This is a genomic window from Micromonospora okii (genome assembly GCF_020884795.1).
Taxonomy (GTDB): domain Bacteria; phylum Actinomycetota; class Actinomycetes; order Mycobacteriales; family Micromonosporaceae; genus Micromonospora; species Micromonospora okii.
In genome coordinates this window covers 94,510-107,380 of the sequence record NZ_BBZF01000028.1, presented here as the reverse complement: position 1 = coordinate 107,380, position 12,871 = coordinate 94,510, and the positions used below count along the sequence as shown (strand labels likewise).

General features: G+C 68.0%; 12 protein-coding genes and 2 pseudogenes. 6 read left to right on the top strand and 8 right to left on the bottom strand.

The features are described 5' to 3' along the window. Nucleotides 1–4: 4 nt before the first annotated feature. Together LPU43_RS26600 and LPU43_RS26595 are read left to right on the top strand one after the other, a co-directional pair. The gene (locus LPU43_RS26600; protein WP_229403283.1) at nt 5–1,174 is read left to right on the top strand and encodes a phthiocerol/phthiodiolone dimycocerosyl transferase family protein; all 1,170 of its coding nucleotides are present in this window, start codon (nt 5–7) and stop codon (nt 1,172–1,174) included. 604 nt (nt 1,175–1,778) lie between these two features. Continuing rightward, on the top strand, nt 1,779–2,189 hold the full coding sequence (locus tag LPU43_RS26595) for a hypothetical protein (protein WP_229403282.1): 411 nt from the start codon (nt 1,779–1,781) through the stop codon (nt 2,187–2,189). 104 nt (nt 2,190–2,293) lie between these two features. Here the strand turns inward: LPU43_RS26595 and LPU43_RS26590 are convergent, their stop codons facing one another. After that, a complete protein-coding gene (locus tag LPU43_RS26590; protein ID WP_229403281.1) occupies nt 2,294–2,674 on the bottom strand; it encodes an IS3 family transposase in 381 nt (126 codons plus the stop codon). Between the two features lie 8 nt (nt 2,675–2,682). Then, nucleotides 2,683–2,982 (bottom strand): annotated as a pseudogene (locus tag LPU43_RS26585) (transposase); the annotation flags it as partial. A 170-nt stretch (nt 2,983–3,152) separates the two neighbouring features. On the opposite strand from LPU43_RS26585, the gene LPU43_RS26580 reads away from it, so the two are divergent. Continuing rightward, a complete protein-coding gene (locus LPU43_RS26580) occupies nt 3,153–3,689 on the top strand; it encodes an RNA polymerase sigma factor (protein WP_229403280.1) in 537 nt (178 codons plus the stop codon). Nucleotides 3,690–3,691: 2 nt separating this feature from the next. Then, a complete protein-coding gene (locus LPU43_RS26575; protein ID WP_229403279.1) occupies nt 3,692–4,729 on the top strand; it encodes a CU044_5270 family protein in 1,038 nt (345 codons plus the stop codon). A 504-nt stretch (nt 4,730–5,233) separates the two neighbouring features. Here LPU43_RS26575 and LPU43_RS26570 read toward each other — a convergent pair. Genes LPU43_RS26570 through LPU43_RS26560 form a run of 3 tightly spaced genes read right to left on the bottom strand, consistent with a single transcriptional unit; the run spans nt 5,234 to nt 7,289 of the window. Further along, the gene (locus LPU43_RS26570) at nt 5,234–6,718 is read right to left on the bottom strand and encodes a cellulose binding domain-containing protein (protein WP_229403278.1); all 1,485 of its coding nucleotides are present in this window, start codon (nt 6,716–6,718) and stop codon (nt 5,234–5,236) included. Further along, nucleotides 6,718–7,020, bottom strand: coding sequence for a cellulose binding domain-containing protein (locus tag LPU43_RS26565; RefSeq protein WP_229403277.1), 303 nt, complete (start codon nt 7,018–7,020; stop codon nt 6,718–6,720). The genes LPU43_RS26570 and LPU43_RS26565 overlap by 1 nt, the downstream gene beginning before the upstream one ends. Continuing rightward, the gene (locus LPU43_RS26560; protein WP_229403276.1) at nt 7,014–7,289 is read right to left on the bottom strand and encodes a hypothetical protein; all 276 of its coding nucleotides are present in this window, start codon (nt 7,287–7,289) and stop codon (nt 7,014–7,016) included. Before LPU43_RS26560 ends, LPU43_RS26565 begins: the two co-directional genes overlap by 7 nt. A gap of 511 nt (nt 7,290–7,800) precedes the next feature. Between LPU43_RS26560 and LPU43_RS29060 the strand changes: the two are divergent. After that, nucleotides 7,801–8,013, top strand: a pseudogene (locus LPU43_RS29060) (golvesin C-terminal-like domain-containing protein); the annotation flags it as partial. 618 nt (nt 8,014–8,631) lie between these two features. Here LPU43_RS29060 and LPU43_RS26555 read toward each other — a convergent pair. Genes LPU43_RS26555 through LPU43_RS26545 form a run of 3 tightly spaced genes read right to left on the bottom strand, consistent with a single transcriptional unit; the run spans nt 8,632 to nt 11,017 of the window. Then, on the bottom strand, nt 8,632–9,306 hold the full coding sequence (locus LPU43_RS26555) for a DUF1345 domain-containing protein (RefSeq protein ID WP_229403275.1): 675 nt from the start codon (nt 9,304–9,306) through the stop codon (nt 8,632–8,634). Then, on the bottom strand, nt 9,303–10,478 hold the full coding sequence (locus LPU43_RS26550) for a zinc-dependent alcohol dehydrogenase (protein ID WP_229403274.1): 1,176 nt from the start codon (nt 10,476–10,478) through the stop codon (nt 9,303–9,305). Before LPU43_RS26550 ends, LPU43_RS26555 begins: the two co-directional genes overlap by 4 nt. Then, nucleotides 10,475–11,017 carry an SRPBCC family protein gene (locus LPU43_RS26545; protein WP_229403273.1) on the bottom strand — a complete coding sequence of 181 codons (543 nt, stop codon included), beginning with the start codon at nt 11,015–11,017 and terminating at the stop codon, nt 10,475–10,477. Before LPU43_RS26545 ends, LPU43_RS26550 begins: the two co-directional genes overlap by 4 nt. Nucleotides 11,018–11,837: 820 nt before the next feature. Between LPU43_RS26545 and LPU43_RS26540 the strand changes: the two genes are divergently transcribed. After that, on the top strand, nt 11,838–12,686 hold the full coding sequence (locus LPU43_RS26540; RefSeq protein ID WP_229403272.1) for a formate/nitrite transporter family protein: 849 nt from the start codon (nt 11,838–11,840) through the stop codon (nt 12,684–12,686). Nucleotides 12,687–12,871: the final 185 nt, after the last annotated feature.

Below are 12,871 nucleotides of genomic sequence, written 5' to 3'. Positions count from 1 at the left end.
GGTCGTGCGCCCGCTGGGGGCGTTCGAGCACATCATCGACCTCTACATCAGCCGCAACCCCGTACAGTTCTCACTCGCCATCGAACTCGTCTCGCCCGTCTCGGCGCAGCAGCTGGACCGCGCGCTCGCGCACCTGCAGCAGACACATCCGCTGCTCGCCGTCGGCATCGATCGCAGCGGCGAACGCCCGACCTTCCAGGCGTCGACCGAGCCCATCCCGGTCCGACAGGTCCGCGCGTGCGACTGGCGTGAGGCGGCAGCGCAGGAGCAGACGCGTCCCGTTGATGCCACCGGGAGTCCGCTGGCGCGCGCGACGCTCGTGAGCGACGCATCCGGTGATCAGGGAACCGTCGTCCTCCTGACGTTCTCCCACCAGATCACCGACGGTCGGGGCGCGCTCCGCGCGGCACACGACCTCCTCGCGATCCTCGACGGGCAGACGCTTTCGGCCCGGCCGGCGCCCATCGACCAGGAGAGCCTCCTCGCGCGCCTGCCCCAGGAGGAACGGCCGGCCGGTCAGGCCCCGGGCCCGGCGCCGGCCGTCGCCACGATTCGTCCGTTCGACGCCACCGCACCCAACGTCGAGAGCGCCGAGCTCGACCCTGCGACGACCGAACACCTTCGTTCCACCGCCCGGGCCAACGGGTCAACCGTTCAGGGCGCACTCTGCGCCGCTGCCGCCCAGGCATTCTCCGCGCTCACCGGGGGTGAGAGCATCCGCATCAACGTTCCCATCGACCTCCGCTCGGCGCTGGGTCTCGAGGACGACGTCGTGAACCGCTTCACGGCGACGACCGTGGTGCTGAATGCACCTGCGCGCAGCACGCTCTGGTCGCTTGCGCAGGACGCGACGGCGCAACTGCGGGCAGCACGGGACGCCGCCCGCGAGGCGGCGCTGATGCTGGCTTCGCTCAACCCCGCCGGCGCAGCGGAGGCAGAGGCGGCGATGCTCGCGGCCACCACCGCCGACCTGGAGATCACCAATCTGGGGACGTCCGAGTCCGGCACGTCGTCCGCGGTCGCGATCTGGGGACCGACGATGACGACACAGGTCCGCGACGAGCGGATTCTCGGCGTCGTCACGCACGCCGAATCACTCCGAATGGTATTGACGACGCACAGCGATACGAGGGGTCTTCCCGCTGACATTGCCAGCCGCCTCACGCGACTGTGAGGTTGAGGATCCGAGGAGCGGGCCTCTGCGGTAGGCGTGACGGGCGCGCGCCGTCCAGGCCGATGCCTGCGGCCGAGCAGGAGCCTGGCCTGCGGCGTGGGACACCGATCCAGGCAACTTTCGACCGACGGCGGCGCGTCGTCCTGGGCCCGGCCCCTCGGTGACGGGGTCGTCACGACGATGAGTGGGGCGCGTCAGAGCTCAGACCGCTCGGCCCCGATGCTGCCGGTCGTGACGGCGTCGACGACCATGCGGAGCGTGTCGGTCTCGACCTCGAGTCGCAGGGCGTCGGTCGGGAGTGCGCGCTCGGTGAACAGGCCGTTGACGACGGTGGTCAGGAACCAGGCGCGTCGCTCGACGTCGTCCGCCGGGACCGCGCCTTCGTCGGCGAGGGCGGCCAGCCATCGCTCGATGCGGTGCAGGCCCAGCCGCTCCAGCGAACGGTATGCCGCGACCTCGTTATCCGTCGGGCCGGACGCGATGTACGTCTCGTGGATCGCGCGCCAGTACTCGCGCGCCCGATTCCCGGTGCCGACCTGCTCGCGACGACGGCGCGGTACGCGCGCGGCTCCACCTCGACGGTGCGCTCCATTCGCTCTCCACGATGCCGGCCCGCTTCCCCGTGCCAGGCGGTCACATCGAGGTCGCCGTCACCACCTACGGACTGGGTCGCTGCCACTACGTGCGGGCCGATGACACCGAATCACAGTTGACACCCCATCCCGCTTCCGCCGAGGGTCGACGCGCCCACCTTGACCGCACCCGCCCGAGACTGAGCCGCCTCGTCGGCGTCGTCTCGACGCTGCTCGTGCTCATCGGGATCTGCGTGGCCGTGCCACAACTCGTCGAGACGATCTCGCACATTCCGCCGGGGGCGGATTCCCTGGGGACGTTCGATCTTCCCGTGCGCGTCCCGCTCGCGGTGAACTTCGCCGCCGGTCTCGCAGCGGTCGCGGGCAGCGCCGAGCGCGCACTGCGACTGCGTGCGAACTGGCTCGACTCTCTCGCGAGCTGACCTGATCTGGAGCGGTCCGGACACCATGGTCGTGTTGCTCAACGCCCCCTTCCCGGGCATCCGCATTTGCCGCAAAGCACGCGCTGCGCGCCGGGATGCAGCGGTCAGTCAGTGGTGAGTTCCCCCCGCTTTGATGGAGCGGTGGTTACCTGCTGCCGGCTGGCGCAGGGGTGGCGATAGGTGGTTCGGCTGGTTCCGTCTGGCTGTGCCAGGCGGTCTGGTATTCGTTCGGGCTGAGGTAGCTTACGGCCGACGCGGATGCCGTCGCGGCGTAGCTGCCGGTGGACCCGGTCCGCGCCGTAGGTGCGCCCGGAGGTCTCCCAGATCTCGTGAATGTTGGAGATCAGACCCAGGTCGACCACGCCACGGTCGCAGGGCTGCTCGGCCTGCTTCACCCAGGCGTAGTAGGTCGACGCGCCGATGTTGAGGACCCGTAGCAGGAGCGCGACCGCGAACTGGTCACGGTGTTCATGGATGAACCTCATGACCGTCGCCGGGTCGGGTCGAGCTCCGCCGCGAAATACGCACTCGCCGCTTTCAGGATCTCGTTCGCCCGCCGCAACTCGGCGACCTCCCTACGCAGCCGCCGGTTCTCCTCCGCCATCTCGCTGGTCGGCCGGTCGTGACGCTCGTCGGCGTCTGCCTCGGCCTGGCGGATCCAGTTCCTGAGCGCCTCGTGATGCACACCAAGCTGCTCGGCCAGACGCCGGATCACCGGCTTCGGGTCCGACTCGCGATACAAACGCACAGCGCGCTGACGAAGCTCATCGGGGTACTTCTTCGGTGCTGCCACGAACGACTTCCTCCCCCACGGCCATCAGACCATGGTCAAGAAGCTCCATGAAAGCGGGGGTGGCTCACCCTGCGAGCACCGAGGGAACCCGGGGGGCGATTTGGGTGATTCCCTCGTTGCTGGTTGTGATGGTGGAGGTCGTGGTGGACATAAGCACGGTAGGAGGTGCCATGGACGTCGCGGAGAAGCAGTTCACCGAGTTGTACGAACGTCATCACGGGGACGTGTGGCGGTACGTGGCTCGGCGGGTCGTCGGTGATGTGGTGGCCGAGGTCTTCCTGGTGGCGTGGCGACGTCTGGGTGGTGTTCCGTCCGGGTCGGCGTTGCCGTGGTTGTACGGGGTGGCTCGGCTGGTGCTGGCGAATGAGGCCAGGGGCCGCCGACGGTGGCGGGCGTTGACGTTGCGGGTCACGGCGGAGCCGGACCTGTCGGTGATGGTGGATCACGCGGACGAGGTAGCCAGCCAGCGCGACATCGTGGTCGCTTTCGGCCGCCTAGCCGATGCCGATCAGGAGGTTCTGCGGCTGGTGGCCTGGGAGCGGTTGACTGTTGCCGAGGCCGCGGTCGTCCTCGGGCAGTCGCGGGCGACGTACGCGATGCGGCTGATGCGGGCCCGGCGGCGGCTTCGGGCGCACCTGGAAGCGGTCGGCGACGGCACAGGGCAGGCACCGCGAACAGTTCCGTCGATGTCGAGTTGGGGTGGATAGCGATGAACGCCGTCAAGGACGTGCGTCAGATGTTGAGCGATCTGGATCCAGCGCAGGGTATCCAGCCTGCCGATGAGCAGCGGCGCGCGCGGGACCTGACCCGCATCCTCGCCTCCGACCGGTCGGATGGTGCGGCCAGGTGGGCAACGTCCCGTCGCCGCGTCGTGTGGGTGGCTGCCGCGGCGGCGGTCCTGGCGGTGGCTGCCGGCGGGGTGGCAGTGGAGACGCTTCGACAGCCACAGCCCGCGTACGCGGCCACCCCTGCGGTTCTCATCTACGGGGCGCCGGCGAGCACGGAGGCGGCTGGCCCCAGGTTGCGGCGTCTGGCGGCGGTGGCGGCGGCGCAGCCGGCGCTCGATCGGCCGGCGGGCACGGTGGAGCACCTGGAGTCGGCGAACTGGTTTCTGAACTCGTCGATTTCGGGCGGTCGGACGACGTCGGCTGTCGTTCCGCAGCAGTGGCGCTCTTGGCGGGGTGACGACGACGCCGGCCGTATGGTCAAGAAGGACCTGCCCCCGACGTTCCGGTCGGACGCCGACCGGCGGGAGTGGCAGCGGCGGGGCGGCCGGGTCGACTCATCGCAGGAGACGCGGGACTTCGGGGCCGGCGGATTCTCCAGCCGCTTCTCAGGTGCGGTGCCTACGGACGCGGCCACGCTGCGCCGGTGGCTGACCGCCGGTGCGTCCACGCACGAAGCGCCAGTGCAGTATCTGGAGGATGTCGCCGAACTCGCTGGCGTGCGGCTGCTGAACCCGGCACAGCGGGCGGCGGTGCTCAGCCTGCTGGCCGACCTGCCGGGCATCACGGTGACCGGCCCCGTCACGGACCGGGCCGGCCGTGTCGGGGAGGCGTTCTCGATCACGTCGAGCGCGCACGGTTTGCCTGCCCAGTACACGGTGATCGTCGACCCGCGCTCCGGCGCGCTGTGGGGATACGAGGAGATGCTGACCACGACGGCGGGGAAGTTGAACGTGACGACTCCCGCAGTGATCTCCTACCGGTCGTACCTGGTCGCCGAGTACGCGCCCATGCCCCGATGACGCAGGTCGGGTGGGTGGCGTCGTGGAGACGCCACCCACCCGACAGTCGAGGCCGTGCTGGTCAACTCAAGGCATCAGCCGTGGATGTCCTCGGCCCTGTCGTTGTAGCTGCCGAGGTTTGCCGATGCCGTGCAGTCCGTCATGGTGCGGTTGTCCCCGGCCCCGTCACCGAGGGTGCCGCTGTCGCTGCCGGAACACCCGGTCCAGCTGCCACCCTGGTTGTTGACCCCGCGAGTCATGCGGCTGCCGGCAAGACGCGGGTGACAGTGTGTCGGAGGTCGGCGAGGCCGCTGTGGGGGGTATTCCTACTGAGGTTACGGACGCGCTCCCGCGACGGGGCGGATGTCGTCCTCGGTGAGGAGCGGGTCGGCGCGGATCGTCCAGACCCGGTCGCTTGCGCTTGGGGCCCGGATCATCAGTGCCCTTGGCTTTGTGCGGTGGCTCTCGTGCGGTCCAACCGGAGGGTGGTGCTGTCGCCGGTTGGACCCGCAGAAGGGCTCACGTTTATGCAGTGGTGGGAATGTTGGTCAGCCCATTCGCCGCGTTGGTGACGGTGTTGGAGGAATACACGACGTTGGGGTTCGTGGAGCATTTCGACGTCGAAGTGATGTAGATGGCGTACTTGCCGACGCCGCCGAGATTTGACGTGTTTGTGCGCCAGATGTTGCCGCAGCCGTAGCCGTCGATCAGGTTGTGCGTCTCGTAACCGTTGGCGAAGGTGCCTGGCGACTGGAAGGTGCCGGTGTTGTCTTCGATGAGGTAGCCGTTGCCCTTGGCGTCGACCCACGAGTCGGCGGAGTTGGATCCTGACATGCCCTGGCCGTTGAACCGGTTGCCTCGGATGACGCCGCCCGCGGTGCCCTCCTTGACGTCCACGTGCTCGGCGGCGACGTTGGGGCCGATGTTGTTGTTCAGCACCTGCACCCGGTCCGAGCGGTCCATCCCGCCCGAGTTGCCGTGGCAGCCGAAGTTCGAATTGGAGGAGCCGATGTAGACGGCCTCGCCATAGCCGGCCTGCACGAGGCCGGTGTCGGTGATCGTGGAGTTGCGGATGATGCCGTCCGCGGAGGAACGACGGAAGTGCACTGCTTCCTCGTCGGTGTGGTGCACGTACACCCCGTCGATGGTGACGTGGTGAGAGTTGTCCAGCACCATGCCCTTCTTCGACTGGGCCACCGTGAAGCCGGTGAGGTTCCAGTACGGCGCGTTGAACAACCAGAGGCCGTAGCCGGAGTCCCAGCCGGCGGTTGGCGCCGGGCAGGACGGGGCGGTGCCGGACGGGCCGTCGTTGATGAGGACCGCGTCGCGGGGACCGATAAGTGTGATCCGGGCGGCGGCGGTGCCGGCCCGCTGGGTGAGGAACGCCCCGCGGTAGGTGCCGGACGCGAGCCGAATGGTTTGGCCGGGCTGTGCGGCGGCGAGAGCGGCCTGTAGCTGCGCGGAGGTGGCGACGTCGACGACGGAACCGCTGGGGGGCGGTGTCGTCGGTGGTGGTGTCGTGGGCGGTGCAGCGGTCGGTGGTGTGGTGGTGGGTGGTGTGGTGGTGGGTGGTGTGGTGGTAGGCGGCGGAGTCGTGGCAGCGCCGTCGCAGGGCCTTGCGTTGATGGTGCAGTTGAGGGGGGTGCCGGTACCGGATGCGTTGAAGCCGAAGTCTTCGGTGGCGCCGGGTGCGATGTCGCCGTTGTAGCTGGCGTTGGTGAACCGGTAGTGCTGTCCGCTCTGGGTGCGAACGGAGCTCCACGAGTTGGTGATGGTGGTGCCGCTGGGCAGATCGAATTCGAGGGTCCAGCTGGTGCTGGCGGTGTCGCCGTGGTTCGTGATGAGGTAGTCGGCGCCGTAGCCGCTGCTCCAGGTGGAGGTCCTGAGGAAGCGGGCGGTCAGGTCGGGCGCGGAGGCGTTGGCAGCGGGCGCGAAGACGAGGGCCGTAGTACAGAGGGCGGCGACGAGGCCGATCGTGGCAACGGCTCTGCCGGTACGTGGGCGGGGCATCAGCGGGGCCTTCCGTTCATGGTGCAGGTGAGGGGGGTGCCGGTGCCGGATGTGTTGAAGCCGAGGTCTTCGGTGGCGCCGGGTGCGATGTCGCCGTTGTAGCTGGCGTTGGTGAACCGGTAGCGCTGCCCGTTCTGGCTGCGCGTGGCACCACTCCACCATTTGGTGATCGTGGTGCCGCTGGGCAGGTCGAACTCGAGGACCGAGCTGGTTGTCCTTGTGCTGCCGTGGTTGGTGATGACGTAGTCGGCGCCGTAGCCGCTGCTCCACCTGGAGGTTTTGACAAATTTCGTGGTCAGCACGGCAGTTGGGGGCTCCGACCGAATCGTGTCGATGGCCGCCTGCCGGCGGAGTCGTCGAGACCATGACCAGGATGTACTTCGAAGATGTCGGCGAGTTCGGCGGAGGTGACCTGGCAGGCGGCGCCGGGGTTGAGCTGGTCGTTGCCCGGCAGCGCGGCGCAGCCTCGGTATCCGGCGCGGCGCCAGTCGTAGAGCCCGGTCAGGGGAGCCCGGTGGTTGCCCGAGGACAAGTCGAGTGCAAACGCCGCCTCGGCGGCCATGTCGGTCACCGAGGGGGACTGGGGAGCAGCCCCCAGCGAGCGCGATCGGCCGGCGTTGCGGCCAGGGTTACGGCCGCGCCTACTAGAGGCGCGACCCAGCGTACGGGGGAACGGGGCACCAGGATCTCCGGGTGTTGTCGCAGCCGCCGTGGCGGCAGTGCGGGTCAAGGGTGGCGACAAGGTTGCAGGCTAGTTAACTAAACGCATGTCGAATCGTCAATATTTGTCCTCCCTTTAACCTGGCGTACGCATACGTGGACGGAGATCCAGGCCATCCACATACGTAGACAAACCGCTGCCCGTGGGACGCCCATCCATGTAGGAGGACCGCACGAGGGCATGCTGAGCCACCCCGACCCCAGGACACCAACAGGAGGCACGGCACAGCTCCACCACCGGCACCTGGACCGCCGCGAACGCGGCGGCGAACAAGCATGGATACATCTACGTCACCCGCCCGGCGGGGACCGGCGCGAACACGTTCAACTGGCAGCTCAACGTGCCCTAGGCCGGCACGTACGAGGCGTTCGCCCGCTACCCGAGCGTGTCCGGCGCCGCCACCGACGCCAAGTACACGGTCAACCACGGCGGTGGCGACACGGTGCGGACGGTCAACCAGACCGCCAACGCCGGCACCTGGGTGACCCTCGGCTCGTACAGCTTCACCGAGGGCAACAGCCACAAGGTGTCCCTGTCCGACCAGGCCGGGGGCGCGGTCGTCGCCGACGCCGTGAAGCTGGTCCGGAACAACACCGGCGAGGCGGACAACGAGAAGATCGACTACGCCTACCGGTACGACCCGAACGGCAACCTCAAGACCATCACCGACTCGTCACCCAGTGCCCGCGTCGACACCTACTCGGTCGCCTACACCGACCTCAACCAGGTCCAGACGGTCACCGAAAGCAAGTCCGGGTCTGTCAAGAACAACACCGCCTACACCTACAACGAGAACAGCGCACGGAAGACCGCCACTCTCAGGTATACCGGCCGTGGTGAGTTGTCGAGGCTGACCAAGGGCAATGGCAATACCGTCGACCACACCCGCTACCTGGACGGGGCGCCTGCCGATCCCACCACGCGCTTGGGTGAGCGCGAGCCCTTGTGCTCTCCCCGTTCGGGTTGGCACCGTGGTCGCGAAGCCCGTGTGACGCACAATCGGCGCTCCGTCTGCCTACGGATCAGAAGGTTAGGGGTTCGAGTCCCTTCGGCCCCCCTTCTGCTGTCCGGCCCTGCGTGGACTGTGGGCGCTCGTGGTGGGTCTGCGGTCGGGCCGGTTCGTGCGACGCTGGCTTTGATCTCCTTGCGGGTGCGGAGAGCGGAGCAGCCCTACCGTGGGCGGTGCGCCCTCTCAGGAAGACTGCCCGAGATTCGTGACGAGGTTGATGGCAACAGCAAGGATGCCGGTACCGAAAACGTAGGACAGCAGAGCGTGCCCGAGGGCTACCCGACGTACGCTGCTGAGGGTCGGTTCGGTCTCGGTGACACCGAAGGCCATGCCGACGGTGAACGCCATGTAGGCGAAGTCGCTGTAGCGCGGCGGCGTCTGTTGTTTGAAGTCGATGCCGCCGTCAGTATCGCGGTAGTACATCCGGGCGTACTTGAATGCGAACACCGTGTTTACCAACGCCCACGACAGGGTGACCACGACGACGCTGGAGATGACGGCGGCCACACCGATGGCGTCCTGGCTCCCGGAAGACCGAATCAGCGCTTCGGCGACGGCGGCCAGGCTGACTCCGCTGGCGATCAGCACGGCGGAGTCGGTCGACCGCGACCGGCTCTCCGCTTCGGCCAGCCGCTCGGTCCCTTCCGGACCTTGCGGCCAGCTGATGCGCCACACCCAGATCAGGGCCACGCCGGCCGCGACGATCCAGCCCAGGAGGATGCTCAGTTCCGGCGCGCCGAGCACCGCGGCTACCGCCGCAGCCGCGATGCCGGCGACCAGGGACAGGGACACGCGCCGGACCGAGAGCAGCCGTCCGGTGGATGTCGGCCCGACCGTGCGAAGACGGTTGTCGGTCACGGCTTGAGGACGACCTTCTCGCAGTTGTCCTGCTTGTTCTTGAAGATCTCGAAGCCGCGTTCCGCCTCGTCGAGCGGAAGGGTGTGGGTGATGATGCGGGTCGGGTCGATCTCTCCGCTCTCGATGCGCTGCAGCAGTGGCCGCATGTACCGCTGGACGTGGCACTGGCCGGTGCGCAGGGTCAGTGACCGGTTCATCCAGGCACCGGCCGGGAACTTGTCGAGGAAGCCGCCGTACACGCCGATGACCGAGACCACGCCGCCGCTGCGGCACGACATGATCGCTTGGCGCAGGGCGTGCGGGCGTTCGGTCTCCGACCGGACGGCCTGCTTGATCCGGTCGTAGGCGTGGATGTGCGCGGCGCCGTGGCTGGCCTCCATACCGACCGCGTCGATGCACTTGTCCGGTCCCCGCCCACCGGTCAGTTCCAGCAGCCGGGACCGCACGTCCACCTCCTCGAAGTTCACCGGCGTGTGGCCCGCCCGTTCCGCCATCTGCAGCCGGTACGGCTCCTTGTCGATGGCGATGACCTTCGCCGCCCCGAGCACGCGGGCGCTGTCCATGGCGAACTGGCCGACCGGGCCGGCACCCCACACCGCCACCACGTCACTGGGCTGGATGTCGCACATCTCGGCACCCATGTAGCCGGTGGGCAGGATGTCGGACAGGAACAGCACCTGCTCGTCGGTCAGATCCGACTCGATCTTCAGCGGACCGACGTCGGCGAACGGCACCCGCGCGTACTGGGCCTGACCGCCCGCGAAGCCGCCGGTCAGATGCGAGTAGCCGAAGATCCCGGCGACGGGGTGACCGAACATCTTCTCCGCGATCCCGGCGTTGGGGTTGGAGTTCTCGCAGCAGGAGTAGAGCTCGGCGGCGCAGGCGGCGCACGCGCCGCAGGCGATCGGGAACGGCACGACGACCCGGTCGCCGACCCGCAGTTTGTCCCCGGGAACTCCCGATCCGACCTCGACCACCTCGCCCATGAACTCGTGCCCCATGACGTCGCCGTTCTGCATCGTGGGCACGTACCCGTCGACGAGGTGCAGGTCCGAGCCGCAGATCGCGGTGGAGGTGATCCGTACGATGGCATCGCGCTTGTTCAGGATCTTCGGGTCCGGCACGTCACGGACCTCGACCTTGTTGCGGCCCGCCCAGGTGTTCGCCCTCATTGGTCCGCTCCCTTCGCCAGCTCGGAGTCCGACAGCGGTTGCGCCGGACGCTGCGGGAACTCCTTGCGGGCCCGCTTACCCCACGGGGCACCGTCGGACCGGACCACTTCCCCGGTCTCCAGCACCTGCTTGAGCCGGCGCAGATCGTCGTCGAGCTGCTGGTGCGGCTCCTCGCCGAAGTACTTCGCGACCGCCTTGCCGACCGCGCCACCCGGAATGTCGTACGTGAGAACGACCTGCACCTCGGTGCTGACACCGTCCGGGGCTGGCACGAACCGGACCGTACCGGCGTTCGGCACGTCGGCGTCGCTGGTCGAACGCCACGCGATCTTCTCGCCCGGCGCCTCGTCGACGATCTCCGCATCCCACTCGACGTCCTTGCCGAACGGGGCGCCAGCGACCCAGTGGCTCGTGCGGTCACCGGTGGTGCGGACCTCCTCGAGATGCGCCATGAACGTCGGAAGGTTTTCCCAACTGCGCCAGAACCTGTAGACCTCCGACGGGGGTTTACGGATGGTGGTCGCGGCTGTCAGCTCCATGGATCCTCCTCTACGTGGACCCGCACCGCCTGGCATGGCACGGATTTCCTTCGAGTCGTCCGCCCGGTCGTCAGCAGGACCACGGCGTTCTCGCCAAGGCGGGCGGCGATGGCACCGACGAGCCCGTGTCGAGACCTGTGGAGCCGAACCAGCGACACACACCTTGCCCTGTATTGGCCTCCACTGCGTCTCGGATTGCCGGTCGATACGCGGATCGATTTCGGGTTCGGTCGCCTCTGGGTTGAGCGTCCGGTCAGTGCCGACCGAGGCGGCTACAAGATCGGCTGTACCCCTGGCTGGAACAGCTAAACGAGCCGGCCGACCATCGCGCGAAGAATGCACCACGCGCAGCCGCTCGCTGTCGTGGCTCGGGACAAGCTCGGCCAGCGCGACATCATCCTGCCCGGGTCGTGCCTGTCCGGGGCCTTGGATGTCTCCCCGCCGTAGATTGAGGTATCGGGGCGGGGTTGTCCGTCACCCGGGTGACGGACACGGGTGGTGGGCGGTCCAAGAGGCCGGCGGCGCGAGCTCCTGTGCGGTGGAGGATGCTGGTGCCGCAGCGCGGATGGTCAGGGTGAGATCGGCTCGACGCGCAGGTCCATGCCGGTGCCGGCTTCGGCGGCACCGGCTGCCCCAGCTCCCGCAGGCAGGAGCGGGCACCAGGCAGCACTGCTCCGACAAAACGGGCTGATCTCACGTACGTCGATGATCCTCATGGTGCGACGGGGAAGGGCATCTATAGTGCCGAGACCGACCGGACAGCCCGGATCATGGGCTCACCGGCAGGTCCGCGGTTGCCCACACCGGAGGGATCGAGTCCATGTCCTACGTGGCCCCAACAGAGCTCGTTGCGAAAATGATCGACGCGGGCGAGACAAAAGTCTTCATGTCCACCCGGGACACATTGATCCGTGCTTACATGGCCGGCGCCATCCTCGCGCTCGCTGCGGCGTTCGCGGTCACCATTACCGTGGAGACGGGTCAACCCCTCGTCGGAGCCCTTCTCTTCCCCGTCGGGTTCTGCCTGCTGTACCTGCTCGGGTTCGACCTCCTGACCGGTGTGTTCACCCTTGTTCCCCTCGCCCTGATCGACAGGCGGCCGGGCGTCAGACTGCGTTCGGTCCTGCGCAACTGGGGCCTGGTTTTCGTGGGCAACTTCGCCGGCGCGCTCACCGTTGCGCTCATGATGGCCGTGATCCTGACCTTCGCCTTCAGCGTGGACCCGAACGAGGTCGGCCAGCGGCTCGGCGCGATCGGCGCGTCGCGGACGGTCGGGTACGCCGACCACGGTGCCGCCGGGATGCTGACCCTCTTCATCCGCGGTGTCCTGTGCAACTGGATGGTCTCCACCGGCGTCGTCGCCGCGATGATCTCGACGTCGGTGTCGGGAAAGGTGATCGGCATGTGGATGCCAATCCTGGTCTTCTTCTACATGGGGTTCGAGCACTCGGTGGTGAACATGTTCCTGTTCCCAGCCGGCCTGATGCTCGGCGGCGACTTCTCCATCGCCGACTACCTGGTGTGGAACGAGATTCCCACAGTTGTCGGCAACCTGGTCGGCGGCCTGGTCTTCGTGGGGCTCGCCCTCTACGCGACGCACGCCCGCACCGGTGCGACCCGGAACCGCCCGCATCCCGAGAAGTCGACCTCCCCGAGGGTGGACGCGTGACGGCTCGCTTGCCTCTCCGGATGCCACCGATGCGAAGCCGTGCGGGTTCGGTGGCGTAGGAGTGCGTCGCTTGCGCCGTCGCGGGGTCGCGCGAATCGCAGGTACGCCATGCGGGCTGCCCTGCGTCCAGGTCACCGTAGGTCACCTGGACGCTCCACGGCTGTGCTATTCGGTCTGATACTCGC

Excerpts from the sequence above, each read along its gene's own strand:
- LPU43_RS26595 (WP_229403282.1), top strand. The coding sequence starts at position 1,779 with ATGCCGGCCCGCTTCCCCGTGCCAGGCGGTCACATCGAGGTCGCCGTC.
- LPU43_RS26590 (WP_229403281.1), bottom strand. The coding sequence starts at position 2,674 with ATGAGGTTCATCCATGAACACCGTGACCAGTTCGCGGTCGCGCTCCTG.
- LPU43_RS26580 (WP_229403280.1), top strand. The coding sequence starts at position 3,153 with ATGGACGTCGCGGAGAAGCAGTTCACCGAGTTGTACGAACGTCATCAC.
- LPU43_RS26575 (WP_229403279.1), top strand. The coding sequence starts at position 3,692 with ATGAACGCCGTCAAGGACGTGCGTCAGATGTTGAGCGATCTGGATCCA.
- LPU43_RS26570 (WP_229403278.1), bottom strand. The coding sequence starts at position 6,718 with ATGCCCCGCCCACGTACCGGCAGAGCCGTTGCCACGATCGGCCTCGTC.
- LPU43_RS26550 (WP_229403274.1), bottom strand. The coding sequence starts at position 10,478 with ATGAGGGCGAACACCTGGGCGGGCCGCAACAAGGTCGAGGTCCGTGAC.
- LPU43_RS26545 (WP_229403273.1), bottom strand. The coding sequence starts at position 11,017 with ATGGAGCTGACAGCCGCGACCACCATCCGTAAACCCCCGTCGGAGGTC.
- LPU43_RS26540 (WP_229403272.1), top strand. The coding sequence starts at position 11,838 with ATGTCCTACGTGGCCCCAACAGAGCTCGTTGCGAAAATGATCGACGCG.